Source organism: Marinobacter panjinensis, assembly GCF_005298175.1.
Lineage (GTDB): Bacteria > Pseudomonadota > Gammaproteobacteria > Pseudomonadales > Oleiphilaceae > Marinobacter > Marinobacter panjinensis.
The window spans coordinates 1,558,871-1,584,382 of record NZ_SZYH01000001.1 but is presented as its reverse complement, the minus strand read 5'-3'; the positions used below and the strand labels follow the sequence as shown (position 1 = coordinate 1,584,382).

Genomic DNA, 25,512 nt, shown 5'->3' with positions numbered 1-25,512 from the left:
GATGACCCTTTCTGAAGCCAAACAAAAACAAACGCTGCTGGAACAGCTCTCAGATGCCCTTGAGGGGGAGGATTACGAGCCCGACGACTCGCGAAACCTGCGAGAGATCGTCACCACGATGCTGGAAGAGTCCCGGTCGTGGGACGAGGCGGTACTACACCGGTTGATTGAGGTCCTGGGAGAGGGCCCCGGAAAGCGCTTTGCCAATATGTTCAGTGGTGGTTTCCCATCGAGCTACCGGTCGAAGTTCTCGATCGAGGATGCTGTTGACGATATTCAGCAGATCCAATCCATTGCCCTGACTTCGGACGTGCCCATGCGGTTCTACCAGCCCTCTGAGCAGGGGGCTCAGGAACTGAGCTTCAAACTCTACAGCCAGGGTAAGTCGGTGATCCTGTCGGACGTGATTCCGATTCTGGAAAACCTTGGTATGCGAGTGCTGGGGGAGCATCCTTACCGTATCCGGCGGCGTGACGGGGAACAGTTCGGGGTCAGTGATTTCACCGTGCAGTTCCATTCCCGTTGCCGGGGCGCCGATATCGAAAAGGCCAAGCCCCTGCTGCAGGAGGGATTCCGCGAAATCTGGAATGGCTTTGCGGAAAACGACAGCTTTAATCAACTGATGATGGCCGCCAGCCTGGGGTGGCGTGAGGTCAGTGTGCTGCGGGCTTATTCCCGCTACATCAAGCAACTGCGTTTCGGGTTCAGCCAGCCGTTCATCGCCGACACCCTGGCGCGGCACCTGGATATTACCGCACTACTGGTCGGGTTCTTCAACGCCAGGTTCAATCCCGGTGCTGAGGTGGCTGAAAGCAGGGAGTCAGAGACTGCAAGGATTGAGGGTGCCATTCTGGAAGCCCTTGAGGCGGTCAGTAGCCTCGATGATGACCGCATCCTCAGGCGGTTCTATGTGCTGATCAAGGCCACCCTCAGAACCAACTATTTCCAGCATCAGGACACCGGCGAGTTCAAAGGATACCTGTCGCTCAAGCTTGACCCCTCCTCCATTCCTGACATTCCCAAACCCTGCCCGCATTTCGAGGTGTTTGTCTGCTCACCGCGGGTGGAAGGGGTTCATCTCAGGGCAGGGCCGGTGGCCCGGGGCGGGTTGCGCTGGTCCGACCGCAGCGAGGACTATCGCACCGAGATTCTCGGGTTGGTCAAGGCGCAGCAGGTAAAGAATTCGGTGATTGTGCCTGTAGGCGCCAAGGGTGGGTTCATTGTCAAACAGCCGCCGGAAGATGGCTCCCGGGAGGCATTAAGGGAGGAGGGCATTACCTGTTATCAGACGTTCATACGCGGGTTGCTGGATCTGACCGATAACCTGGATGAAGGCGAAGTAGTACCACCGGCGGAGGTGGTTCGACACGATGGCGATGACACCTACCTGGTTGTGGCTGCCGACAAGGGCACGGCAACCTTCTCTGATATTGCCAATCGGCTGGCCCAGGAGTATGGCTTCTGGCTCGGAGATGCGTTCGCCTCCGGCGGCAGTGAGGGCTATGACCACAAGAAGATGGGGATTACCGCGCGTGGAGCCTGGGAGTCGGTCAAGCGGCACTTTCTGGAGCAGGGAGTCGACACTCAGACCGAAGAATTTACCGTGGTTGGTATCGGGGATATGGCGGGAGATGTGTTCGGCAACGGCATGCTGTTGTCAGATCGTATCCGCCTGATCGGCGCGTTCAATCATCTACATATCTTTGTTGACCCTGAGCCTGATGCAGCGGCGTCTTTCGCCGAGCGCAAGCGTCTGTTCGAGTTACCAGGCTCAAGCTGGGAGGATTATGACGAGCAAAAGATCAGCGAGGGTGGCGGTGTCTTTTCACGGGCCGCAAAGTGGATTCCTATATCGCCGCAAATGCAGGCCTGCCTGGACATCAAGGCAGACCGCCTTCCGCCCAATGAATTGGTCAGGGCGCTGCTGAAGGCCCCGGTCGACATGCTCTGGAATGGGGGAATCGGCACTTATGTGAAAGCGGCAAGCGAATCCCACGAAGACGTTGGTGACAAATCCAATGATGCCGTGAGAGTCGATAGCCATGAGTTACGGTGCAAGGTGCTGGGCGAGGGCGGTAACCTGGGCTTCACCCAGCTTGGCCGCATCGGCTTTGCCCGTGCAGGCGGCTCCGCCAACACCGATTTTATTGATAACGCCGGCGGGGTGGATTGCTCGGACCATGAGGTGAATATCAAGATTCTGCTCAATGAGCAGGTGCGGCGTGGGCAGATGACCCTTGAACAGCGCAATCATATGCTCAGGGCAATGACCTCTGAGGTAGCAGAGCTGGTGCTGCGCAACAACTATCGCCAGGCCATGGCATTGTGCCTGGCACAAAGCGGTGCGGTTGCCACCATGGATGAATACGAGCGGCTTATGCGGCGGCTGGAGGCCGAAGGCAAGCTTGACCGGGCGCTTGAATTCCTGCCCGACGATGATGAACTCAGGGAGCGGCGGGAGCCGGCCTCTGGCCTCACTCGTCCGGAGCTGTCCGTACTGATTTCCTACGCCAAGATCGAACTCAAACAGGCATTGCTGACCACGCCGATTGTTCACGACGATCGCTTTATCGAGGCGCTGCATTCGGCGTTTCCGGCATCGTTACTGGAGCATTTTCCCGAGGCAATTGACGCCCACCCGCTGCGTGCGGAAATTTCAGCCACTCAGATCGCCAATGACATGGTCAATCGCATGGGCATCAGCTGGGCGGATAAACTCCGCAATGCGACTGGGACCGACAGTGGCCGGATTGCCGCAGCTTACCTGATCTCCCTCCGGATCCATGACGTAGAGACTCAATGGAAGGCCATAGAGGCGCTTGATGGAAAGATCAGCTCCGCCGTGCAGGCAGAACTGTTCAGCGACGTGATTCGCCTCGTCACCCGCAGCACCAGCTGGTTGCTGCATAACCGCCGGAGCAATCTGGACCCGGCCTCCTGTGTCGCCCATTATCAGCGGCCCCTGGCCGAAGTCTTGGCCTCTATAGAGCGACTGGGATCGGTGATTCCTGCAAGTCGCTGGCAGGAGCGCTATGATAAGTATTGTAAGCAGACAGTTCCGCAGGGGCTGGCGGCTTACGCCGCATCGGCGGAAAGCCGATATTGGCTGATGGACATTATCGAAATCGGCCGTCAGCTGGGGCAAGACCTGGAGTCAGTGGCCTGGGTGTATTTCAGTCTGGGGGAAGGCCTTAACCTGACCTGGCTTGATCGGCAGATGCTTTCCTTCAGGGCCCGCGGCCACTGGCAGGTACTGGCAACGCTCCACTACCGGGATGAGCTGGACCACCAGTTGCGGAATCTCACCTCGGGTGTGCTTTCCGCAGGTACCAGGGGAGAGGGCGCCAAGGCGTCGCCGGAGCAGATGCTCGAAGCCTGGCGTGAAGATAAACAGGCGCCCCTGGCCCGTTGGCACCGGATGCTGGGAGACATGCAGACAGCGACGGTAATAGATTGCGCCGTCTTTTCTGTGGCTCACAGCATGCTTCGGGAGCTGGCTGCAAAGGCAGAATGATCGGTTGACCGAGTAAATTCGTCTAAAAATTAATCGTTAGACAGGAAAATTATTAATTTTAGTACATCAAAAAAAGCCTGAAAACCGCGCCTGACTGGTTTTTACAGTCAAATAGTCTTTATCGTTCCCGGTAGAATGCGGGAAAGACAAACAACTGAGAGGGTTCAACCATGAGACCGCAGCAATCAGAGACGCCTGAGCTCGTCGATAGCCGTCAGGCCATCCGCGATTATTATCTGGCCGATGAATACACAGTTATCAGTGAAATGATTGCTGGCGCTCAGTTGACCGAAGCAGAGCGTAAGGCGATTTCCGCCCGCGCAGCCGAACTGGTGCGCAATGTCCGAAAGAATTCAAAGTCCACCATTATGGAAAAGTTCCTGGCGGAGTACGGGCTGACCACCCAGGAAGGCGTGGCACTAATGTGCCTGGCCGAGGCCATGTTGCGGGTACCGGATAACGTGACGATCAACGAGCTGATCGAAGACAAGATCACATCAGGCAGCTGGGGTGACCACGTTGGCAAAGCCTCTTCGTCGCTGATCAATACTGCAACCGTGGCCTTGCTGATGACCAGCAAGCTGCTGACGGAGTCCGAGCGCCAGAGCGTGGTTGAAACCCTCCGCAGGCTTCTGAAGCGCATGGGTGAACCGGTGATTCGCACGGTAGCCGGTCTTGCCATGAAAGAAATGGGGCGGCAATTTGTGCTTGGGCGCGACATCAAGGAAGCCCAGAAAGCCGGCGAAGACTACATGAAAAAGGGTTACACCTATTCCTATGACATGTTGGGGGAGGCCGCCCGCACGGATCACGATGCCCAGGGTTATTACAATTCCTATTCCAACGCTATCGACAGTATTGCCAGACATTGCCAGGGCGACGTTCGCAAGAACCCCGGCATATCCGTCAAGTTCTCTGCGCTGCTTGCAAGGTATGAGTACGGCAATAAAGAACGGGTGATGAAAGAGCTTCTGCCCCGGGCCAGGCGGCTGGTCAAGAAAGCTGCTGCCGCCAATATGGGTTTCAATATCGACGCCGAAGAACAGGAGCGGCTGGACCTCTCAATGGACGTTATTGAAGAGCTGCTGAGCGATCCTGAACTGGCAGGCTGGAATGGCTTCGGCGTGGTGGTGCAGGCTTATGGCAAGCGGGCGCCTTTCCTGATCGACTGGCTGTACGGTCTGGCTGAAAAATACGACCGTCGCATCATGGTGCGGCTGGTGAAAGGCGCCTATTGGGATGCGGAAATCAAGCGAGCCCAGGTGATGGGCCTGGACGGGTTCCCGGTATTCACCCGCAAGGCCTGCAGTGATGTGTCGTTCCTGTCCTGTTCCACCAAACTGCTGAACATGACCGACCGCATTTACCCGCAGTTTGCGACCCACAATGCGCATTCAGTGTCCGCTATTCTGGAGCTGGCCAGGGTTCGTGGTGAAGCCAATTACGAGTTCCAGCGCCTGCACGGCATGGGTGAGTCCCTGCACAGCCAGGTAATGAAAGAGAGCGGCGTTCCCTGCCGGATCTACGCACCGGTCGGCGCCCATAGGGAACTGCTGGCGTATCTGGTGCGTCGTCTGCTGGAGAACGGCGCCAACAGCTCCTTTGTCAACCAGATTGTGGACGAAGACATTACGCCGGAGATGATCGCGAAAGACCCGATCGATTCGGTCAGGGAAATGGGTAAAGACATTTCGAGCAAGGCAATTACCCATCCATTGAAGATCTTCGGCGAGCACCGCCGCAACTCCAAAGGCTGGGATCTCACTGACCCGGTCACCATCGAGGCCATCGAAAAGGGCCGTGGTGCCTACAAAGAGCATCAGTGGAAAGGCGGGCCGCTGATAAAAGGCAAGGTATCTGGCACTGAAGTTCAGGTAGTGCGCAATCCGGCCAACCCGGATGATGTAGTTGGCCATGTTACCCAGGCCAACGAAGCCGATATTGACACAGCAATCACTGCCGCAGATAAAGGGTTCAAGTCGTGGTCCTCCAAATCTGCAGAAGAGCGGGCTGACTGCCTGCGCAAGGTGGCGGATCTTTATGAAGAGAACACTTACGAGCTGTTTGCACTGACCTGTCGAGAAGCGGGTAAATCCTTGTCGGATGCTGTGGCTGAGATTCGCGAAGCAGTAGACTTTGCCCACTTTTACGCCAACGAAGGCGTTCGCTACAAGGATAGCGGTGAAGCTCGTGGTGCGGTGGTATGTATTTCACCCTGGAACTTCCCGCTGGCGATCTTTACCGGCCAGATTCTGGCTAACCTTGTGGCGGGCAATGTGGTGCTGGCCAAGCCGGCCGAGCAGACATCATTGCTGGCCGTTCGCGCAGTTGAGTTAATGCATGAGGCGGGCATTCCCAAAGATGCCATCCAGTTGGTACCGGGCACTGGTACGACCGTCGGTGCAGGCCTGACCTCGGATTCCCGTGTCGCCGGCGTATGCTTCACCGGCTCTACCAACACCGCCAAGATCATCGACAAGGCCATGACAGAAAATATGGAACCGGACGCAGTCATGGTGGCAGAGACCGGTGGCCTGAACGCCATGATCGTGGATTCCACCGCACTGCCAGAACAGGTGGTCCGGGATGTTCTGGCATCTTCTTTCCAGAGTGCCGGTCAGCGTTGCTCGGCGCTGAGGATGCTGTATGTCCAGAACGACATCGCCGATAGCCTGCTGAACATGCTCTACGGCGCCATGGAAGAGCTGGGCATTGGTGATCCGTGGCTGCTGTCCACGGACGTAGGCCCGGTCATTGATGATCCGTCTGCGAAGAAAATCATCGATCACTGCAAGAAATTCGAGAACAAGGATCAACTCCTGAAAAAACTGTCAGTGCCGCACACGGGTAACTTTGTGTCTCCTGCGGTGCTCAGGGTGAACGGCATTGAGGATCTGGAAGAAGAGATCTTCGGCCCGGTACTGCATGTTGCTACCTTTGATGCGAAAGATATCGATAAGGTCGTGGATGACATCAATGCGAAGGGCTACGGCCTGACTTTTGGCATCCACAGCCGTGTAGACACTCGGGTTGACCGTATCGCCAGTCGAATCAAGGTCGGCAACACCTACGTTAACCGCAACCAGATCGGTGCGATTGTCGGCTCCCAGCCGTTCGGCGGCGAAGGCCTGTCGGGTACCGGCCCCAAAGCCGGTGGTCCTCAGTATGTGCGCCGGTTTATGAAAGGTGAGACGGTTCAGAGTGTGACAGAGTCGGGTGGCGATAAAGTGGATGCCAAGAAGCTGAAAAGCCTGATCGGCAAGCTCGACAAGATGGATGCCCAGGAGCCAAAAGCGCGAATCGAAGCCATGAAGTCGATCTTTGACTCGGTTCCCGAGCCATTGGACGCCCACGCCGAGGAAATGCCAGGGCCAACGGGTGAATCCAACATACTGACCAACCATGCCCGTGGCACGGTGCTATGTCTTGGCCCCGATAAGGAAACTGCCATCGAACAGATGACCATGGCTTTGGCTCAGGGCAATAAAGCGGTGGTTATTGCGCTGGGTATTAAACACACCCTGGATCGCGCTGCCATGGCTGGCCTGCCGGTAGTCGGCGTAGAAGGCCGCCTGGAGCCGGATGCCGTTGAAAAGGTTAATGGTTTCGAGGCTGTCGTCAGTTGTGCAAAGCCGTCATTGCTGAAGCCGTATCGCCAAGCGCTGATGAAGCGGGACGGCGCCCTGTTACCACTGATTACCGAGCACAAGCTGGATCAGCGGTACGTGATTGAGCGCCATCTGTGTGTGGATACCACTGCAGCCGGTGGTAACGCCAGCTTGATCGCAGCCTCCGAGTAACGGTTGACCTGGCCGGACAACCCCCAGGGAAGGGGGGGTGCCGGTAAATACCGCCGGGGGCCGCTCAGGCAGAACCGGCGATTTCCCGAAAGGCTTTTACCAGCGTTTCCGGTTCCTGCGCGCCGGAAACCAGGTATTTCTGGTTGATAATGTAGGCAGGCACGGCCGACACACCCGCCTGCTGGTATTGAGCCTCATCCTGCCGCACGGCGTCCGCGTACAGGTCTGATGCCAGTACCTCGCGAGCTTTGTCACCGTCCAGCCCTATGGCTTCCACGCAGTAAACCAGCACCTCCGGGTTTGAAATATTCTCCGCGCGGCCAAAATAGGCCTCGAAGAAGGCCATCTTCATTGCTGTCTGCTTTCCCTGTTCTCCTGCCCATTTCACCAACCTGTGGGCATCAAAAGTATTGCGGGTATGGCGTTCCTGAAGCTTCTCGAAGTTCAGCCCCAGGTCGCTGGCAATATCCATCATCTGCGCCTGACTCGCTTTCATCTCGTCTTCGCTGCGCCCGTATTTACGGCTTAGGGCCGGCAGGATAGGCTCGCCATCTCCGGAAGGGTCCGGATTCAATTCAAAGGCATGCCATTCGATGTTGAATTCCATGTCGTCTTTAAGGGCCGCCATGGCTTTCTCCAGGCGGGCATAACCAATGGCGCACCAGGGGCAGGCGATGTCGGAAACGATGTCGATTTGCACGGTTGTCATGGCAGCTCCGGATTGAATTGTGTCAATGTCAGGTTAACAGAACGCCTTCCTGCGCGTCGCCCTCAGGCTTTCCGGGGAACTGGCTCGTCAAGTAGCCGCTTACCGGACCAGTTTTCCATCAGCCGGCAGGTGACAAGGTCGCCGGTAACGTTGATGGCAGTACGACACATATCCAGAATCCGATCCACACCCATGATGAGCGCAATGCCACTGGGCGGAATGCCGACCGTCTGCAGGACCATTGCCAGAATGACGATACCGACGCCCGGCGTTGCCGGTGAGCCGATGGAGGCACCTACGGCCATGGCCACGACCAGTGCCATGCTACCCATGCTGAGGTCAATGCCGTACACCTGCGCCAGGAAGACCGTCGCCACAGCCTGGTACAGGGCCGTGCCATTCATGTTGATGGTAGCGCCAAGTGGAATAACGAACTGGGAAACCGAGGGCCGCACCCCGAGCTTGTCTTCGGCGGTGCGAATCGACAGCGGCATCACCGCTGCGGAGCTTGAGGTGGAGAACGCGAGCAGCAGGACATCACGGCTGTCCTTGATGAACTGAACAGGAGGCTGGCCGGCCAGCAGCTTAAGGATCAGCATGTACAATCCCAGCAGAAGCAGCAGCCCCACCAGCACAGTCACCACATAGGATGCCATGCCCATCATGGCCTGGAAGCCGATCGTTGTGGTCAGCTGTGCCATCAGTCCGAACACTGCATAGGGCGCCAGTCGCATGGCCCAGCGCACCACCGTCATGCAGACCTGTTGCAGGGAGTCCAGCAGATCCAGAAGGGGGCGGGATTTCTCCGGGGCCATACTGACCAGGGCAATACCGACAATGATGGAGAAAATCACCACCTGGAGCATCTGGCCCTCGACCATGGCGTCCAGCGGGTTGCCTGGAAGCAGGCCGATCAGGGTTCCGGGAAGTTCGTCCACGCTGGGCATGGTCGCTGTAGTGGTTGTGCCTTCCCCGGCTGAGACAGTGCTGGCCAGGCCAGTCATCATGCTGCCGGGATTCATCAGGCTGCCAACCCAGAGCCCTATGGATGCGGCTATGGCGGTAGTGATAATGAAAAAACCGGTCACTCGCAGTCCCATCTTGCGGAGCTGGTCCAGGTCTTCGCTGGCGGCGAGGCCACGCACAACGGAGGCGATGACCAGGGGAATCACAATCATCTGGATGGTGGCCAGGAACAGCTGCCCCGGAAACGCCAGCCAATTACCGATCAGCGTGCCAGTCGCAGGCTCAACAAGGCCGACGGAAGGGCCCAGTAAGGTGCCCGTCACCAGGCCCAGAAACATCCCCACGAGTACTTTCAGCCAGAGGCGTCCCTGGACCAGCCCGGATAAGTAGCTACTCAGGTGCCTCAACGGTCGGGGGTAGTAATTTGAGCTGTTGCTGTTTTCGGTCATGGTGGGGGGCGTTCCGTGTTTTGTGTCATCGCTCTGAAAAGCTTAACGTAATTTGACACTAAGGAATGTCGCTATGGCCTGAGCTGGATCAATCCAGCATGAAGTCCTCGTTACGGTCTTCATGGAACAGACTCGATTTCCTCGGCTGTCAGCCGGCGGTAGCCGCCGGGCGGCAGGTTGTCATCAAGCCCGATATCGCCCATTTTCTCCCGATGCAGGGCGGTGATTCGGTTTCCAACGGCATGGAACATGCGCTTCACCTGATGGTAGCGGCCCTCGTAAATGGTGATTCGTGCCTCCCTCGCTCCGAGTAATTCGAGCTGGGCCGGTGATGTTCTGAGCTGTTCAAACTCGAACCAGATACCTGCGGAAAAACGCGCTGCCGTCTCCCCGGTGATCGCGCTGGCCGTGGACACCCGGTAGACCTTCGGTAATTTGATTGCCGGCTCGGTCAACTGGCGTGACCAGGTGCCATCATTGGTGAGGATCAGCAAACCGGTACTGGCCCGGTCAAGTCGCCCGGCAATATGAAGGCCGCTGTGCAGGTTGTCGTCGATCAGCTCCATTACGGTTTTGTGAACCTTGTCCTCGGTAGCGCTGAGATAGCCGGCCGGTTTGTGTAGCATCAGGTAATGCGACTGTTCGCCCACCTGAATAACGCCGCCGCGGCTTGCAACCGTGGCAAAACGGTCGACTTCCCGAGCCGGCTCCCGGCAGGCGACACCGTTGACTGTTACCGCTCCTGCGGCAATCAGTGCGTTGGCCTGTTTGCGGCTTACGCCGTTTTGATTACTGAGAATTCGGGAAAGCTTCATAGTGGCAGTGTTATAGTCCTGTTGGACTTTTTTCGTTTTAATGACGAACCCATTACCGGTTGATGATAGCACTGTGGCGCGACGTTCCCTGATCCGAACATCACTGAGTATATTTGTCTGGACTCTGGCCGGGGTCTTGTTGTTGCTTGTTGCAGCGATTGTACTCTTGCGGTTCGTGAACCCGCCCACATCCGCCTTCATGCTCGGGCATCAGCTTTCCGGTTCCAATCATGAACTGAGGCACGAGTGGGTAAGCCTGGATGAAATATCTCCCTGGATGCCGCTGGCGGCGGTCGCCAGTGAGGACCAGCGCTTTCCGCACCACCACGGTGTGGATTTCGGTGCTATCCGTAAGGCATTGGCGGAGTATCAGGCGGGCCAGGGTTTGCGCGGCGCGAGTACCATCACCCAGCAGACAGCCAAAAACCTGTTCCTGTGGAACGGGCGCAGTTTTATACGCAAGGCACTGGAGGCGGGGCTGGCACTGGGTATTGATGCGCTCTGGCCCAAGCGGAGAGTTCTTGAGGTGTACCTGAATATTGCCGAGTTTGGTCACGGGGTCTACGGCGTAGAGGCCGCCAGCCGCCTCTATTTCGGTGTGCCTGCAAGCCTTTTGTCTCAAACCCAGTCGGCCCGGCTTGCAGCGGTTCTTCCCAACCCGAAAGTACTCAGCGCTGCGAGTCCCTCTGCCTATGTGTGGGAAAGAGTCGCGTGGATTCGGGGACAGATGGCGCAGCTTTCGGGTTTGCGTTATCTGCAGGGGTTGTATAATTAACGGTTTCGTCACCTTCAACGTGAGAGTCTGTGTGTGGTGTCCCTGAACCTGGCCTTGTTGTCCGCCTTTGTTCCAACGTTCTTCGTGGTGTCCATTACCCCGGGCATGTGCATGACCCTGGCGCTGTCCCTCGGCATTACCATTGGCGTGAAACGGGCCTTGTGGATGATGGCGGGTGAGCTGGTCGGCGTTGCTCTGGTGGCGACGGCTGCAGCAGTGGGTGTGGCAACCTTTATGCTGAAGTACCCGACAGCATTTGCGGTGTTCAAGTATGCCGGCGGTGCCTACCTCGCATGGCTTGGCTTCCAGATGTGGCGTTCCAGGGGCAAAATGGCGATGCCGGAGGAGGACGCGGAGCCGGTTGAAAGCTCACGCCTGCAGTTGGTGCTTCAGGGGTTTGTGACGGCAATTGCCAATCCAAAGGGCTGGGCTTTTTTCATAGCTCTGCTGCCACCTTTTATCGACAGTAAATTGCCGATGGCGCCGCAGCTGACGGCGATGATCCTGATTATTCTGGGCCTGGAGTTCCTCTGCTTGCAGCTCTATGCCCACGGGGGCAAAACGTTACGCAAAGCCCTGAAACAGGGCGGAGGCGTTCGCATGGTTAACCGGGTAGCGGGAACTCTGATGATACTGGTTGGAGCTTGGCTGGCCTTTGGTTGATGCCGGATCAGTTGCTTGCATACCGTTCGTGAAGGATGCCCACCCGCTCCACGTAGGCTCGGGTTTCGGCGTAGGGCGGTATGCCGCCGTGGCGCCCGACAGCGCCCGGACCGGCATTGTAGGCGGCCGTTGCCAGCCTGGTATCGCCGTTGAAACGTTTGAGCATGCGGGCCAGGTAGTTTACGCCGCCGCGGATGTTTTCCGGGGCAACCATGGCGTTGCGAACGCCCAGTTCTTTTGCGGTGGCTGGCATAAGCTGCATCAACCCCTGGGCGCCCTTGGGTGACAGGGCTTTGTCATTGAACGCCGACTCGGCGTGGATGACGGCCCTTACCAATGCCGGGTCAACATTGAATTCGCTGGCAGCAGTCTTGATCTCATCCCGGTAGGGTTTCAGGAACAGCGGGGTGGTGCGCCAGTTTACGTTGGAGTCCGGGTCGCAGGCGTAGCAGTGGAATCGGATGACGTCGAAATTCGTGCTGGCGGGCTGTATGCCACTGTAGGCAACCACACCGTTGTCGTCCCTGTAACGGTAAACCACTTCATCCTTTGTGGAGGCCCGTTTCTGGCTGCTGCCCTTCACGTTGGTATACTCCACCCTCCCATCAGGGTGGACAATGCGCTTGATACTGTCTGCCAGTCCCGGTGCGGAAAATGCCAGTAGCAAAAGTGCCAGCGATGAAGCGATGAAGGTTCTGCCGATCGTCATTATTTGCTCTTGTACTGCCCGATCAATAAAAGCGGCTGTCTGTCATTTGTTTCAGCCGTTCGCCTGATTATACGGCTATAGTTGCTTGAAGAAACCGCAATGTATATCGCAAAAGTGTTACTTTTTCAGTATAGCCAGCCAGTTCTCACTATTGGCGGATTCCGGAGGTAAGGTGCCTGCGAATAAAACAGCGAGCAATGTTGTTCTCATCGGTATGCCGGGTAGCGGTAAAAGCACGGTCGGAGTGCTGCTGGCGAAGCGACTGGGGCTGGGGTTTATCGACACTGATCTGCTGATTCAGCAGGAAGCTGGCCGTACACTGCAGGACATTGTCGATGGTGATGGCTACCAGGCACTGAGAAAAATAGAAGAGCAGGTGTTGCTCAGGCTGGAGGTGCGGCGACAGGTCATATCGACCGGTGGCAGTGCGGTCTACAGTGAAGCGGCGATGCAACATCTGAAAGCCGATGCAGTAGTCGTGTTTCTGGATATTCCGCTGGAAGTCGTGCTTGAGCGTATTGGTGATTACAGCGCACGGGGTATTTCCCGTCGCCCCGACCAGTCGCTGGAAGACCTGTTCACTGAACGGTATGAGCTGTATTCCCGTCTGGCTGATGTCGCCATTGATTGTGTCGGCAGGAACCACGAAGAGGTGTGTGAAGCCGTGCTGGCAGCCCTGGCACGAGCCCGGGAGGCACGTTGAAGCCTGCTGCCCCCGGGTGTGCGGATATCTAGATCTTTGGCCCCCGGCCCTTCATGGCGTTGGCAACCAGGGATATGACAAGCAGGATGAGGAAAATGAAGAACAGAACTTTTGCAAACCCTGCAGCTGTTCCGGCGATACCGCCAAAACCCAGTACGCCGGCGATTATCGCGACGATGAGACATACCACAGCCCAATAGAGCATATCCTTTCTCCTATAAGATGGCTTCGTATTTAAACGTGGCACACGCATCGGAAAGGCACAAACAGGGGGCCACTGCAAAGGACTCAGGAGTGGACATGGTAAAGCATAAGGTAATGTTCTTTATGCGTATTTCTGATTGTTGTGAGTTGATTAATGTTTACTAAGGTACGATCCGTCGCCAAACATTGCTATTGTCTACCCAATAAACCCGGGAGAATTCTAATGTGCTTCAAACGCTTTGGTGTATCGCTGACACTTGTTCTGGCATTGGGTATGTCAGGCAATCTCTATGCGGAATCATCAGACGCCCCGTCGGTTGAGTCGCTGAAGAAAGAAACCCGGGAACTCGGTCAGGCCCTGAAAGAGTTCGGCGCGGACCAGAGGGCCGAGGCCGAAGCGTCCATCGAAAGTACGCTTGAGGCTCTGGACAAACGAATTGAAACGCTGCAACAGGAACTGGATCAGAACTGGGACGACATGAGTGACAATGCGCGGGAGCGGTCGAAGAAGAGCCTGGAGTCACTTCGGGAGCAGCGGGAGCGCGTTCAGAACTGGTATGACGAACTTCAGGCCAGTTCAGCCTCTGCCTGGGAACGTGCCAAGAAGGGCTTTTCTGACGCTTATGAGGCACTGTCCAGGCAGTGGAATGATACCGAGCGCAATCTGACTGATGAGTCGGACAAACAAAAAGACAGCATCTGATCCGCTCCCACACACGTCTGACGATTCGCGGTTAAGCGTATGCCCAAGATTTTCTACTCGTTTTTTGTGCCGGCTCTGTTCGTCTGGTTGTGGAGCACGGGCTTCATAGGTGCAAAATACGGTTTGCCCTTTGCCGAGCCTTTTACGCTTCTGCTGATACGCATGCTGTTCACGCTGGCGTTACTCAGCGTACTCGCATGGCTCCTGAAAACCCGCTGGCCCGGATGGCGTGGCGCCGGTCATCTGGCGGTAACCGGTTTGCTGGTGCACGGCTGCTATCTGGGCGGCGTGTATTACGCCATTCAGGGCGGCATGCCCTCGGGAATTATCTCGCTTATTGTTGGTTTGCAGCCACTGGTGACCTCTGCGGTAGCTATCCTGGTGCTGAAGGAGAGTGTCTCGTCCCGGCAGTGGCTGGGGCTGGCGCTTGGCCTTGTAGGGGTTAGCCTGGTACTGGCAGAGAAGTTTGGTGGTGGCACATCCACTTCGGACTTTCCCCTGTGGACGCTGATCTGGGCAGCGCTTTCCCTGGGCGGCATTTCCCTGGGTACTGTTTACCAGAAGCGTAATGGCACCCAGGCGGATCTCGTTGCCGGAACCTTCATTCAATACAGCGCCGCGGCAACGTTTTTTGCCGTGGGCGCTTTTGTCTTTGAAACCCGTGCAGTGGAGTGGGCCCCGCCGCTGATATGGTCGATGGTCTGGCTGGTTTTCGGGGTCTCGATCGGCGCAATCCTGCTGCTGATGTGGCTGATTCGCCGTGGCGCGGCATCACAGGTGGCAAGTCTCTTCTATCTGGTGCCGCCGGTAACTGCCCTGGAAGCGTTCTGGCTGTTCGATGAACGGCTGGGTGTGCTCGCAATGATCGGCGGTGCCATATCCATCACCGGGGTTGCTCTGGTGGTCACACAGCGAAAGCCGTCCTAGTGTCCCGTCTGGCGAATTCGCCAGACGGGACACTAATCCCACGGGTTTATCCTGAACAGCGTGCCAAGGCCCGGCTGGGGTGTGAGCTTGCCGCATAACCTCAACCCCTCCCATACACTGACCTGATTGGCCGTTAGCACCGGCTTGCCGGCAGCCGCTTCGAGGTCCTCCAGCCAGGCAGCCGAGTGCAACGCGGTATCCGGCACCAGCAAAGCATCGGCGTCAGGGTGATTGTTGTCCGTCGCAAACCGTAATACGGCCTCTCGCTGCAGCGTGCCTACCTCTGCGGCGGTGATAATGCCGTGGCTGGTCATGTGCACCACTTCGATATCGAAATGCTCCAGAAACGCCTTGAACAGCAGGGCAACGTCCCTGGGGTAGGTCGCTGCGATGGCGACACGCTTCGCATTGATTGTGGTGACAGCCCGTGCAAACGCCATTGCCGTGGTGGAGGCGGGGATGTGGAGCAGGTTTTCCAGTGTTTCGATCTGTTCACGGATGCCGTCCAGGCCCCGAACGAAGCTGGCGCTGGTGGAGGTCCACAGAACGGCCTCCGGGTTTTTGTTCTCAAGATGCCGTGCGCCTTCGCTTAGACGTTGTGGGCTTCCCATCTCCGTGAGTGCCTCCACAGTGTGGGCATCTTCATTGAATTCTGTATGAATGACGGTCACTTCAGGCGCCGGCGAAATCATCGTTGCCAGCCGTGGATAGTCATCTTCAGCGGCATGGCCGGGGTAGAGGAAGGCCATACGGGCGGTTGTTGTGTTCATTTTGCCTCAACCATTCTGGACCGTTTCAGCGTTGTACAAGTGTAACCCGGTTGCGTCCGTCCTGCTTGGGGCGCTAAAACAGTATTCACCGTGTTGGTTTTATGTAGCCATAAGGTATATAAGGGCGCAGAGCAGCATGGCCGATATACTCTGCCAGAAAGCCACAGGGTTGCGCTCGAGCAACGGAGGGCGGGTTTTGTTGAGGAAGTTCTGGTTGGGGTGGCGCAGGTCGAAGGTAAATTCGGACAGTTCCTGGTAACGCTTGTCCGGGTTCGGGTGTACGGCTTTTTTGATGGTTTCATCGATCCAGGCGGGGATTTCGCGGTCATCGTCCAGTACCGAGGCATAGGTGAGCCGGCGCATGGCCGATGCAGTGCGGGACTTGGCCACCTGGGTGCCGTAGGGGAATCTGCCGGACAGCATGTGATAGGTAAGTACACCCAGTGAATACAGGTCTGAGCAGTTGGTGCCGGTTTCGCCCATAAAGTATTCCGGCGCCATGTACAGCGCGGTACCCGGAATGTCGTTTGGCTCCAGGGTAGTGGCCTCCACAATGCCGGCCACCCGGGCGGAGCCGAAGTCGATGATTTTTACGGTGCCGTTGGTGTCAATCATGATGTTGTCGGGGCGGATATCCTGGTGCAGGATTTCCATGCGATGCAGCGCGTAGAGGCCGCGGGCAATCTGAACCACCAGGCCGCGCACCGTCTCCAGATCCGGTTTGGGGTGGTCAATCAACCACTGCTTCAGGGTCTGGCCTTCGATGTATTCGGTCACGGTGTACAGGTGGTTGCGGGGACGATCCTGCAGGCCCGCCTTGAGAACATGGGCACTGTTCACCCGTCTCGCAATCCACTCTTCCATGAGGAACCGCTCCAGGTAGCCGGGGTCACCCCTCAGGTCTATGGACGGCGTTTTCAGGATCACCCGGGTGTCGGTATCGGTATCCAGTGCCAGGTACACATGGCTGCGGCTGGTGGCGTGCACTTCCCGGAGTATGGTGTAGCCGTCGAAACTGTGCCGTGGTTCCAGGATGGGCGGAAAAGGCAGGTCTTCCACCTGCCGCTGAATCTCCGCGGATGTTTGCTCCGGCAGTTGATCCACCCGAATAATCTGCACGCTCAGATTATCGTCGCTGCCATTGTCGAAAGCAGCCTTGACCATGGCTCTGGCGGCCTGGTCCAGATCTGTGGGGTGTTGACTGATGGTGCCGATCATTTGTTGTGCACTGGCATGTTCGTAGACGCCGTCGGTTGCCAGAATAAATAGGTCGCCCTCTCTCAGCGGGAGCGACTGGTAATCAATCTCCAGTAGCGAATCCATCCCGAGGGCGCGGCTCAGGTAGTTCTCCTGCTGGGAAATCCATAACCGGTGATCATTGGTGAGCTGTTCCAGGGCCCTGTCCCGCAGGCGGTAGATCCGGGTGTCACCGACATGGAACAGGTAAGCCATGGAAGCCTTGAACACCAGTGCACTGAGTGTGCAGACATACCCTTTGTCCTTTTCATACCGGTAAGGACTGTTGCGGCTCTGGGCATGGAGCCAGGAGTTGGTGGCAGTCAGTACCCGCTCCGCAGATTGGCGCACAGACCAGGCCTCTGAAGTGCAGAAGTAGTCATCCAGAAAGCTTTTCACCGCCGTTTCACTGGCAATCTGGCTGACGTCGCTGCTACTGATCCCGTCGGCCATGGCAAAGGCGACGCCTTTCATCCCCAGGCGTGGTTCGGCCGGCATAATGCAGCCGTGGAAATCCTGGTTGGATGGCTTGTGGCCTTTGTCCGAATGCTGGCCGGCGGAAACCTTCAGATGCCTGCTCATGTTGAAATAAAACAGCCCATTTACGCAGGCACGCGGTCAGCACTGGCGCTTTTGGAAAAGTTGCGCTTGGCGCCGGTGCGGATGTGGGTGGTGTAGAGAGTCAGACCGGTAAAGGCGAGGCCACCAACGAGGTTGCCCAGAACCGTGGGAATTTCGTTCCAGACCAGGTAGTCCATTACCGAGAAGCCACCACCAACAATAATGCCGAACGGAAACAGGAACATGTTCACAACGGAGTGCTCGAAGCCCATGAAGAAGAACAGCATGATGGGCATCCACATCGCCAGTACCTTGCCGCCAACGTTGGTAGAAATCATTGCGCCCACTACGCCCATGGAAACCATCCAGTTGCACAGCATGCCGCGGATGAAGATGGTGAACCAGCCGGCTGCGCCATATTCGGCATAGCCAAGGGTCCGGGCTTCACCGACGCCTGCAATTTTCTCGGCAACGGCACCGGGTTCGGTATTGAAACCGTAGGTGAAAATAAAGGCCATCATGAAGGCGACGGTCAGTGCACCAGCGAAGTTGCCGACAAAAACCAGGCCCCAGTTTCTCAGGATGGTATTGGTGGAAACTCCGGGTCGCTTGTCCAGCAGGGCAAGTGGGGTGAGCATGAACACACCGGTGAGCAGGTCAAAGCCCATGAGGTAGAGCATGCAGAACCCCACCGGGAAGAGCACGGCACCCAGCAGGAAACTGCCGGTTTCCACCGCCACGGTAATAGCAAATACAGCCGCCAGGGCCAGAATGGCGCCGGCCATGAAGGCGCGGATCAGCGTGTCGCGGGTGGACATGTGAACCTTGGATTCACCGGCGTCCACCATTTTGGTGACGAATTCTGATGGAACTAGATAGGACATCCTTTATTACCTCATTTGACGATGGAATTTTCAGGGCACAAAAAAACGGCGCACACACCAAAGCCTGAAAGTCAGGTTTGTGGGGACGCCGTTGTCCGGGTAGTGTTCAATGTTCCGGGCCGGTGAAGGCCCGGCAATCGCGGGTTAATGTCATCTGGTACTACGCAATACCCGTGCCTGATTTCGCTGATCCATGAAAAATCTATTAAGTTCAGTAAACTAAGGCCTTTACTGTTAATAAAGTGCCGGGCGAACTCCGGTGTCGGTGCAGGCCGATCATGGCGAGCATGGGTTAATTTGGTGCGCGCGGAAGGCTCGTGCCCCGAAAACGAACTCGTCATTCACAACTCAGGGAAGCGAATCACACAATGCTTAATGGAATCTGGCTGGGGTTTTTCCTGGTGGCCTTTGCGGCGGCACTCTGGCAATGGCTGGGCATGGGTGACAGTGAGGTGTTCAGCCGCCTGGTTGCGGCCATGTTCGACATGGCAGAGCTCAGTGTCGAGATCATACTGGTGCTGGTGGGCACCATGACTCTGTGGCTGGGTTTTCTGGCCATTGCCGAAAAAGCCGGGTTGATTCAGCTTATGGCAAGAATCCTGGACCCGCTGTTCCGCAGGCTGATGCCGGAAGTGCCCAGTGGCCACCCGGCGCAGGGGCACATAACCATGAACTTTGCTGCCAATATCCTGGGCCTGGATAACGCGGCTACGCCCATTGGCATCAAGGCCATGCATTCGCTGCAGGAGCTTAATCCGAGCAAGGACACTGCCAGCAACGCCCAGATCCTGTTCCTGGTTCTCAATACCTCGTCCCTGACCCTGCTGCCGGTGACCATTTTCATGTACCGCGCGCAGCAAGGGGCCGCGGAGCCCACATCGGTGTTCCTGCCTATTCTGCTGGCTACGACGGCGTCCAGCCTGGTGGGATTGCTGAGTGTGTCCTTGATGCAGCGGCTGAAACTCTGGCACCCGGTGGTGCTGGCGTACCTCCTTGCAGGTGCAGCAGCACTGGGTCTGCTGTTGGCGACACTGGCGGGCATGTCGGCACAGGCCCTGGCAGCTACGTCAACGCTGGTGGGCAATCTAACGCTGTTCGGCATCGTGATCAGCTTCCTGTTGATCGGCGCCCTGCGGAAGGTGAATGTCTACGATACCTTTATCGAGGGGGCGAAGGAGGGCTTCAGTTTCACCATTTCACTCTTGCCGTTCCTGGTAGCAATGCTGGTGGCGATTGGCGTTCTGCGGGCCAGTGGTGTTCTGGATGCTGGCCTTGGGGGTATTCGATGGGTCATTGAGGGGCTGGGATGGGATACGGGCTTCATTGAGGCGCTGCCTACCGCCTTTATGAAGCCCCTGTCCGGCAGTGGTGCCCGGGCGATGATGCTTGAGACCATGGATACCTTCGGGGTGGACAGTTTTCCCGCCTTAATGGCGGCCACCATGCAGGGCAGTACCGAAACCACCTTCTATGTGCTGGCGGTGTATTTCGGCGCCGTGGGCATCCGAAAAATCCGCCATGGCCTTGGTTGTGCTCTGCTGGCGGACTTTGCCGGTATGCTGACGGCTATTCTGGTGTGCTACTGGTTCTTTGGTTAAAAGGTAGTATCCAGCACGGTGCCCATCTTTTTCTGGCCCAGTGAGCTGTCAAAGTCCGCGCCGTGCCAGGCCGGATGGCCGGCAATCATCACCAGGGGCACCACGCCATCAGTCCGGTTGACCAGCTGTTCGTGCCGGAACTCCTCACGATACTGACGTTTCACGGTATTGTTGTGGTCCATACGGCGCAGGGCAGAGGGGTCCACCAGTATCAGGTCCGCCTGATCACCCACCTCAATGCTTCCACCTTTGACGCCGAACACCCGCGCGGGATCGCGGGTGAGGCGTCGCACCATGTAGGCTACATCCATATCGCCGCCGTCTGACGCCAGTTTCAGTGCTCTCAGGTTGCCGTCGTAAAAGGCCATGTTGGTGAGGTGAGCGCCGCTGTCGTTGAAGCCCGGCAGTAGCTGGGGGTCCATCAGCAGGTTGCGCACCGTGCGCTCGTCCCGATTGGCGGAAATGGTGTACCAGCTCAGGTCGCGGTCAAAGGCCCGCAGCATTGCCAGTACGAAGTCGCCTTCATCCTTCACCTGGCTGAAACAGTCCTTCAGCAGGGCCTTTTCCGCGTCGCTGCTGTCCCGGGGCTTTCCTGCATTGGCTGCTTTCACGCGCGCGTAGACGTCGGCGAAGGTTTTACCCTCCCAGTCCTTCAGGGGGCAGACGTCGATGGTCATGTCTTCCAGGGTACGGTTGAACGCGTAATCCTCGAGGCGAATCAGACGTTTCAGGCGCCTGAGCCCAAGGCCGGTCTTGCCGCTCATCCACATGGCTTTGAACTGCTTGATGTAGGCCGGATCATCAAGGATTTTCTGTCTGCCTTCGCGGTCTTCCAGTTCGGTTTCATTGAGGATGCGCAGCTCTTCTATCTCTTCAGAGAGCGGCGTTACCGCACCGTCAGACCATACCTTGAAAGGCGCCGCCAGCGCCTGAAGGTGGAAGTCGCCTTTGAGCAGGCGGGAATTGAGCACCCGGGCCAGCAAACGTGCCAGCCGCACGATCTTGCGGTTACTATGCACATCCAGCGCCGCCACGACGGTGGTTTTCAACGGCTTACCGTGGAGGCGGCCGCAGCTGAGCAGGAACGTCTTGATGGTGCCAATGGTGCTGTCTTTCGGTGGTGTGGCCTGCCATACACCACCCTTGCGCCGGACCACATCGGTCAACCGTTTGATTTCCGGGTATCTGGCAAACTGGGTGGGAATGGTTTTGCGGGTGTTGGGCTGGTTGGCCAGGTAGTGGAAGGGCAGGGCGTCGGTGGAGAAACCGGCGTAGCCGTCGTCCAGTGCCTGTTCAAGCAACGACTCCATGGCCTGGAGCTCGTCTTCGGTGGGGTCACGGGAGATGCTGGCCTCAAACCCCATCACTTCGATGCGCAGCATGGAGTGGGGCACCAGGGCGACCAGGTTGGGCCCCAGGCTGAGTTTGTTGAGGTGCTGGATGTATTCTTTCGGGTTCTGCCAGTCGACCCGATCGGCGGTTGCCCGTAGCACCTCTTTGGGAATGTTCTCCACGCGGGCGTAACAATCCACAATCGGGTCTGCCCCGTTTTTGCGCTGCGAGCCGAAGGCCAGCCCCAGGCTGCAGTTGGCGATCACCACCGTGGTGGTTCCGTGACGCACGGACTCGGGCAAGCCGGGGGCGACTTCCAGTTCAAGGTCGTAGTGAGTGTGGATATCGAACAGCCCGGGCATGGCCCAGCGTTCGCTGCCATCAAAGACCTTGGCACCCTGGATCAGGTAGTCCCAGCCAGTGTCGGTTGGTCCATCGCTCATGAGTGTCTCACCTGTTGTTGTTCTGGTTTCCGAAGTCGGTCGTCACTATTGCCCGGTGCCGCCAGAACGGAATCAGCTCTGCGGCAATAATAGTCGATACTTCCGAAAATGGCGTGAGGTCAGGGTGTGATTTCGGTAGTGCTCCCGGCGGGGTTGGCGGGTTCGTCCTTCACGATGATGAAAACAGCCCCGATGACAATAATCAGCGCCGCAATCAGCACAGTGGCCGCGCCAAGAATCATCCTGAGCCTTGAAGTCTGAAGTTTGCCGCACTCCGGGCATTTTTTACTTCCCCGGGGGATGTCCATCCCACAGTTGGAGCAGCTATTCTTCGCCATAGTGGTTGTCCCTTCGGTCATTCAATGTGCATGAGTCAAGGTTAAGCCTTGGGGCTGCCAGGCACAAATCCGTAGTGATCGCGATTCAGAAGGCAATTACCAACAGGGCCGTCAGTGCAGAGAGAATGCCGATGGTGACCACAAACTGTTTCCAGGGAAACGCAGGTTCGGGCTGTGTTTTCAGTTCGATTTCCAGGTATTCACGAAGCAGTTTTGCATTGCGGGCATTGGCCTTCCAGGCAAAGTCGAAGGCATCGCCGACGACGGGAACAAGGCCGCCTACAAAGTCGATCGCCATATTTCGGACCATTTGCCGTTTAACACGACTGCTGGCACCGGCCCGCTGCGCTTCGACAAGCACGTAACCCGACATGATCAGGCCGGCGAAGTCACCCAGCACAGGAACGAGACCGATAAGGGGCTCGACGCCGATCCGGAAACGGGTGAACGGTATGGCAATGGCGTTATCGGCCATTCGGCTGAACCTGTCGAGACGGGCCAGTGCCGCCAGCTTGTCTTCCCGACTTACCGGTGTGGTTGCCACGACAGGGCTCCTGTTAATCCCAGGATCTGTTCTTGAGTCGGTAGAACTCTTCGACAACTGCATCCATCGCGTCTGAGTCGTACTCCCGCAGGCCACTGACAACCAGCTTCTTGGAAACCTCGCCCGCGGTTTTGCTGTCCGAGATCAAGCGGTAATCCAGCGAGACGTTGCCCCGCTTTCCTTCCGGCTTCAGGTCGGCATTGTGCAACTCCAGATCAGGAGATGGTGCATCAAGGGTGTTCATAGTCAGGCTCATACTCTGGTACATGATCATGGGCCTGTCAGGGTTGAACATCACGCCTTCGCTTTCCATTAACGGTTTGAGGGTATGGGGAAAGTTCTTGCCCGAAGCCGCAACATAACAGCGGATAAAATTCTCGATGACGGTTTCATCGTGGGTGCATTCGCCGCTGCGCTCGACCTCGATATACACCTTGCCCTTTTGGTCATAGACCCGAATCACGCCGTCGCTGTCTTCGCGAAAGTCCAGTGGGACATTCTCGCCGAGCAGGCTGCGAAAGTGGAACGTCATGTGCCGGCACAGGCCGAAGTGTGACACCAGCAGAGCGAACAGCAGGTCCCCGGGTACACAGAAGCGGCGGGCGTCGGGGTTGTGTATCGGGTTGAAATCTCCTGCCACTTCCTTGGCAAATCGGCTGGCCTGGGTCGCGCTGATCAGCACGTGTCCGTCCTGGATTGAATGGTAACGTTCGAGAAACATGCGGTGCCTTTTCGTTTTCGCAAATATGGATGGTTACGATAGTGGCCTTAAAAGCCGCCTGCAGCAAGACGCAACGAAACCAATGTCTAAGATAAACGCCAAAATAGCTGCGGTTACTTTTCCGGGGGCCGGGCCTGTTCCGTTCGATCCCTGCGGTTGATTGGCTACACTATCTATTTCAATGTCGATTTCAATAGACTAAGGGCAAATGGAGGAGGTGTTTGATGGATTTTGGGGATGAGTTCAGAACCGACCGCATCAGAACGTCAGGCGCCGATATTCACCTTGCCCAGGGCGGCAAGGGGCCGCCGTTGCTCCTGTTACACGGGTATCCTCAGACTCATGTGATGTGGCACCGGCTAGCGCCGGAGCTGGCCCGGGATTTTCACGTGATCTGTCCGGACCTGCGCGGCTATGGGGACAGCTCGAAACCGCCATCCGATACCCGTCATGAGGCCTATTCAAAACGGGAAATGGCCCGGGACATGGTAGAGGTGATGGCGGGCCTGGGCTATAAACGGTTTGCAGTTGCAGGCCATGACCGGGGTGCGCGAGTGGCCCATCGCATGGCGCTTGACCATCCGGACCAGGTTTCCCGTGTTTGTGTGATGGATATTGCGCCCACCCTGCATATGTTCAACCACACAGACCAGGGCTTTGCAACGGGGTACTACCACTGGTTCTTCCTGATTCAGCCTGATGGATTGCCCGAGCACATGATCGGCGCTGATCCCGATTACTTCCTGAAGGAGAAGCTCAATCGCTGGAGCGGGCCTGATGCCGGTTTTGACCCGGGCGCAGTTGCCGAGTACGTGCGCTGTTTCCGTGACCCGCGGGTGATTCATGCCTCCTGTGAGGATTACCGGGCCGCCGCTACGATCGATCTGGAGCATGACAGGCATGACCGTGATCGCAAACGCAGGATTGAGTGCCCATTGCTGGTGCTGTGGGGTAGCAGGGGGTTTGTTCACCGCACCTACGACGTCATGGCCGTGTGGCAAAGCTATGCCGATAAGCTGGAAGGCAGGCTGCTGGACTGTGGGCATTTTCTTCCCGAGGAAGCGCCTGATGATGTCCTGAGGGAACTGCAGCGGTGGTTCCTGCCTGTTGGGCCTTAAAATTACGCACAACAAAGATACGTTTTGTCACTGAAATTTTGCGTCAGAACCGCAATGATGGGCGTATTGGCATAAGCGACCAAAGCAATTAGCCTTAAATGCCAGAATGTAGTTTTTGCATATATGTACAACTGACAAAGCCCTATTGCAACGAGGATACAAGAATGCCAGCCATATCAGGCTCCGGAGTTCCAACCCCCCTGACACTCATCAGACGTGTGGCCCAGGGCCTCTTATTGCTGGCGCTGATGCCAACAGCCCTCGCCGACGACAGGCTCTATATCTATACCGAGAATTACCCTCCCTATAACGCTTCGACCACTGGCCAGGGTTTTGCCCATAATGCCGGGGATATATCAGGTATCTGTACGGATATGGTCAAGGAGATGATGAAGCGCGTTGACTACGAATACGTCATGAAGATGCGTGACTGGAGCCTTGCCTACGATAGGGTTCAGGGCCGTGGGAACCATGCCCTGTTCTGCACGGCTCGAACGGATGAACGGGAAGGCCAGTTCCAGTGGGTGGGACCGCTGGCGCCAATCAAGTGGACGCTGTTCGCGGCACCGGACTCAGACATTGAACTCGCTGCCCTGGACGATGCCAAACAGTACAAAATTGCCGGCTACAAGGGTGATGTGATGTCGGACTACCTGGACGGTGAGGGGTTTGACGTCATCATGAGCGTGTCTGGTGAACAGAACCCGCGCAGGCTGACATTGGGTCAGGCCGACCTGTGGGTAACCGATGGGTTGGTGGGCCCACTGGTGGCGGAAGAAGAACATGGCATTACCGGCTTGCAACCGGTTCTGGTCTTCCGGGAAACGCCGATGTACCTGGCTGTCAGCAACCAGACCGATCCCGGAATTGTGGAGGATCTCCAGCGGGGGCTGGATGAGGCCCGCAAAAGTGGAGCTCTGGACGACATTATCAGCCGTTATCAGCCCTGAAGCTGGCCAGGTAACAAATACGTAACCCGCCAGAACCCGGTTAAGTTCAGCAGGGGGCCAGGGGTTGTGCTAGTTTTTAA

Annotated in this window: 22 protein-coding genes; 10 read left to right on the top strand and 12 right to left on the bottom strand. The window is 57.1% G+C overall.

The window, feature by feature from the left end; genetic code table 11:
* Position 1: 1 nt before the first annotated feature.
* Both FDP08_RS07175 and putA read left to right on the top strand, forming a co-directional pair.
* Positions 2 to 3,514, top strand: coding sequence for an NAD-glutamate dehydrogenase (locus FDP08_RS07175; protein WP_137435307.1), 3,513 nt, complete (start codon positions 2 to 4; stop codon positions 3,512 to 3,514).
* A 170-nt stretch (positions 3,515 to 3,684) separates the two neighbouring features.
* The gene (gene putA, locus FDP08_RS07170; RefSeq protein WP_137435306.1) at positions 3,685 to 7,314 is read left to right on the top strand and encodes a bifunctional proline dehydrogenase/L-glutamate gamma-semialdehyde dehydrogenase PutA; all 3,630 of its coding nucleotides are present in this window, start codon (positions 3,685 to 3,687) and stop codon (positions 7,312 to 7,314) included.
* A 64-nt stretch (positions 7,315 to 7,378) separates the two neighbouring features.
* Here the strand turns inward: putA and FDP08_RS07165 are convergent, their stop codons facing one another.
* The 3 genes from FDP08_RS07165 to FDP08_RS07155 form a co-directional block, all read right to left on the bottom strand.
* Entirely contained in the window at positions 7,379 to 8,023 is a 645-nt protein-coding gene (locus tag FDP08_RS07165; RefSeq protein ID WP_137435305.1) for a DsbA family oxidoreductase, read from the bottom strand.
* A gap of 62 nt (positions 8,024 to 8,085) precedes the next feature.
* Positions 8,086 to 9,438, bottom strand: a complete 1,353-nt coding sequence (locus FDP08_RS07160) for a dicarboxylate/amino acid:cation symporter (protein WP_137435304.1) — start codon at positions 9,436 to 9,438, stop codon at positions 8,086 to 8,088.
* Positions 9,439 to 9,557: 119 nt separating this feature from the next.
* Positions 9,558 to 10,253: a pseudouridine synthase gene (locus FDP08_RS07155; protein ID WP_137435303.1), complete on the bottom strand. Its 696-nt coding sequence runs from the start codon at positions 10,251 to 10,253 to the stop codon at positions 9,558 to 9,560.
* Between the two features lie 73 nt (positions 10,254 to 10,326).
* Here FDP08_RS07155 and mtgA point away from each other — a divergent pair, with 73 nt between their 5' ends.
* A complete protein-coding gene (mtgA, locus tag FDP08_RS07150) occupies positions 10,327 to 11,028 on the top strand; it encodes a monofunctional biosynthetic peptidoglycan transglycosylase (protein ID WP_228263251.1) in 702 nt (233 codons plus the stop codon).
* A gap of 33 nt (positions 11,029 to 11,061) precedes the next feature.
* On the top strand, positions 11,062 to 11,691 hold the full coding sequence (locus FDP08_RS07145; RefSeq protein ID WP_137435301.1) for a LysE family translocator: 630 nt from the start codon (positions 11,062 to 11,064) through the stop codon (positions 11,689 to 11,691).
* A 7-nt stretch (positions 11,692 to 11,698) separates the two neighbouring features.
* Here FDP08_RS07145 and FDP08_RS07140 read toward each other — a convergent pair whose 3' ends face one another.
* Complete coding sequence (locus FDP08_RS07140) at positions 11,699 to 12,400, bottom strand: lytic transglycosylase domain-containing protein (RefSeq protein ID WP_137435300.1); 702 nt, start codon at positions 12,398 to 12,400, stop codon at positions 11,699 to 11,701.
* 214 nt (positions 12,401 to 12,614) lie between these two features.
* Here FDP08_RS07140 and FDP08_RS07135 point away from each other — a divergent pair, with 214 nt between their 5' ends.
* The gene (locus FDP08_RS07135; protein ID WP_137437249.1) at positions 12,615 to 13,103 is read left to right on the top strand and encodes a shikimate kinase; all 489 of its coding nucleotides are present in this window, start codon (positions 12,615 to 12,617) and stop codon (positions 13,101 to 13,103) included.
* Positions 13,104 to 13,131: 28 nt separating this feature from the next.
* Here FDP08_RS07135 and FDP08_RS07130 read toward each other — a convergent pair whose 3' ends face one another.
* Positions 13,132 to 13,308, bottom strand: coding sequence for a DUF1328 domain-containing protein (locus FDP08_RS07130; protein ID WP_137435299.1), 177 nt, complete (start codon positions 13,306 to 13,308; stop codon positions 13,132 to 13,134).
* Positions 13,309 to 13,530: 222 nt separating this feature from the next.
* Here FDP08_RS07130 and FDP08_RS07125 point away from each other — a divergent pair, with 222 nt between their 5' ends.
* The gene (locus FDP08_RS07125) at positions 13,531 to 14,010 is read left to right on the top strand and encodes a sll1863 family stress response protein (RefSeq protein WP_137435298.1); all 480 of its coding nucleotides are present in this window, start codon (positions 13,531 to 13,533) and stop codon (positions 14,008 to 14,010) included.
* Positions 14,011 to 14,049: 39 nt separating this feature from the next.
* Positions 14,050 to 14,937 (top strand): DMT family transporter, encoded by an 888-nt coding sequence (locus FDP08_RS07120; RefSeq protein WP_137435297.1) that lies wholly within the window; start codon positions 14,050 to 14,052, stop codon positions 14,935 to 14,937.
* 32 nt (positions 14,938 to 14,969) lie between these two features.
* On the opposite strand, the gene FDP08_RS07115 is transcribed toward FDP08_RS07120, so the two are convergent.
* The 3 genes from FDP08_RS07115 to FDP08_RS07105 all read right to left on the bottom strand — a co-directional run bounded on the left by FDP08_RS07115 (position 14,970) and on the right by FDP08_RS07105 (position 18,388).
* Positions 14,970 to 15,707: a maleate cis-trans isomerase family protein gene (locus FDP08_RS07115; RefSeq protein WP_137435296.1), complete on the bottom strand. Its 738-nt coding sequence runs from the start codon at positions 15,705 to 15,707 to the stop codon at positions 14,970 to 14,972.
* A 99-nt stretch (positions 15,708 to 15,806) separates the two neighbouring features.
* A complete protein-coding gene (locus FDP08_RS07110) occupies positions 15,807 to 17,525 on the bottom strand; it encodes a bifunctional protein-serine/threonine kinase/phosphatase (protein WP_137435295.1) in 1,719 nt (572 codons plus the stop codon).
* Between the two features lie 20 nt (positions 17,526 to 17,545).
* Entirely contained in the window at positions 17,546 to 18,388 is an 843-nt protein-coding gene (locus tag FDP08_RS07105; RefSeq protein ID WP_137435294.1) for a formate/nitrite transporter family protein, read from the bottom strand.
* Positions 18,389 to 18,756: 368 nt separating this feature from the next.
* Between FDP08_RS07105 and FDP08_RS07100 the strand changes: the two genes are divergently transcribed.
* Positions 18,757 to 19,986: a nucleoside recognition domain-containing protein gene (locus FDP08_RS07100; RefSeq protein ID WP_137435293.1), complete on the top strand. Its 1,230-nt coding sequence runs from the start codon at positions 18,757 to 18,759 to the stop codon at positions 19,984 to 19,986.
* On the opposite strand, the gene FDP08_RS07095 is transcribed toward FDP08_RS07100, so the two are convergent.
* The 4 genes from FDP08_RS07095 to FDP08_RS07080 all read right to left on the bottom strand — a co-directional run bounded on the left by FDP08_RS07095 (position 19,983) and on the right by FDP08_RS07080 (position 23,364).
* Positions 19,983 to 21,761, bottom strand: a complete 1,779-nt coding sequence (locus FDP08_RS07095; protein WP_137435292.1) for an amidohydrolase family protein — start codon at positions 21,759 to 21,761, stop codon at positions 19,983 to 19,985. The two genes, FDP08_RS07100 and FDP08_RS07095, sit on opposite strands and share 4 nt — an antisense overlap.
* A 119-nt stretch (positions 21,762 to 21,880) precedes the next feature.
* Positions 21,881 to 22,099 (bottom strand): zinc ribbon domain-containing protein, encoded by a 219-nt coding sequence (locus tag FDP08_RS07090; protein WP_137435291.1) that lies wholly within the window; start codon positions 22,097 to 22,099, stop codon positions 21,881 to 21,883.
* Positions 22,100 to 22,184: 85 nt separating this feature from the next.
* Entirely contained in the window at positions 22,185 to 22,643 is a 459-nt protein-coding gene (locus FDP08_RS07085; RefSeq protein ID WP_228263250.1) for a DUF4112 domain-containing protein, read from the bottom strand.
* A 13-nt stretch (positions 22,644 to 22,656) separates the two neighbouring features.
* Positions 22,657 to 23,364, bottom strand: a complete 708-nt coding sequence (locus FDP08_RS07080; protein WP_137435289.1) for a DUF3581 family protein — start codon at positions 23,362 to 23,364, stop codon at positions 22,657 to 22,659.
* A gap of 224 nt (positions 23,365 to 23,588) precedes the next feature.
* On the opposite strand from FDP08_RS07080, the gene FDP08_RS07075 reads away from it, so the two are divergent.
* Both FDP08_RS07075 and FDP08_RS07070 read left to right on the top strand, forming a co-directional pair.
* The gene (locus tag FDP08_RS07075) at positions 23,589 to 24,482 is read left to right on the top strand and encodes an alpha/beta fold hydrolase (protein ID WP_137435288.1); all 894 of its coding nucleotides are present in this window, start codon (positions 23,589 to 23,591) and stop codon (positions 24,480 to 24,482) included.
* A 164-nt stretch (positions 24,483 to 24,646) separates the two neighbouring features.
* Positions 24,647 to 25,432, top strand: coding sequence for a substrate-binding periplasmic protein (locus FDP08_RS07070; protein WP_137435287.1), 786 nt, complete (start codon positions 24,647 to 24,649; stop codon positions 25,430 to 25,432).
* Positions 25,433 to 25,512 lie beyond the last annotated feature (80 nt).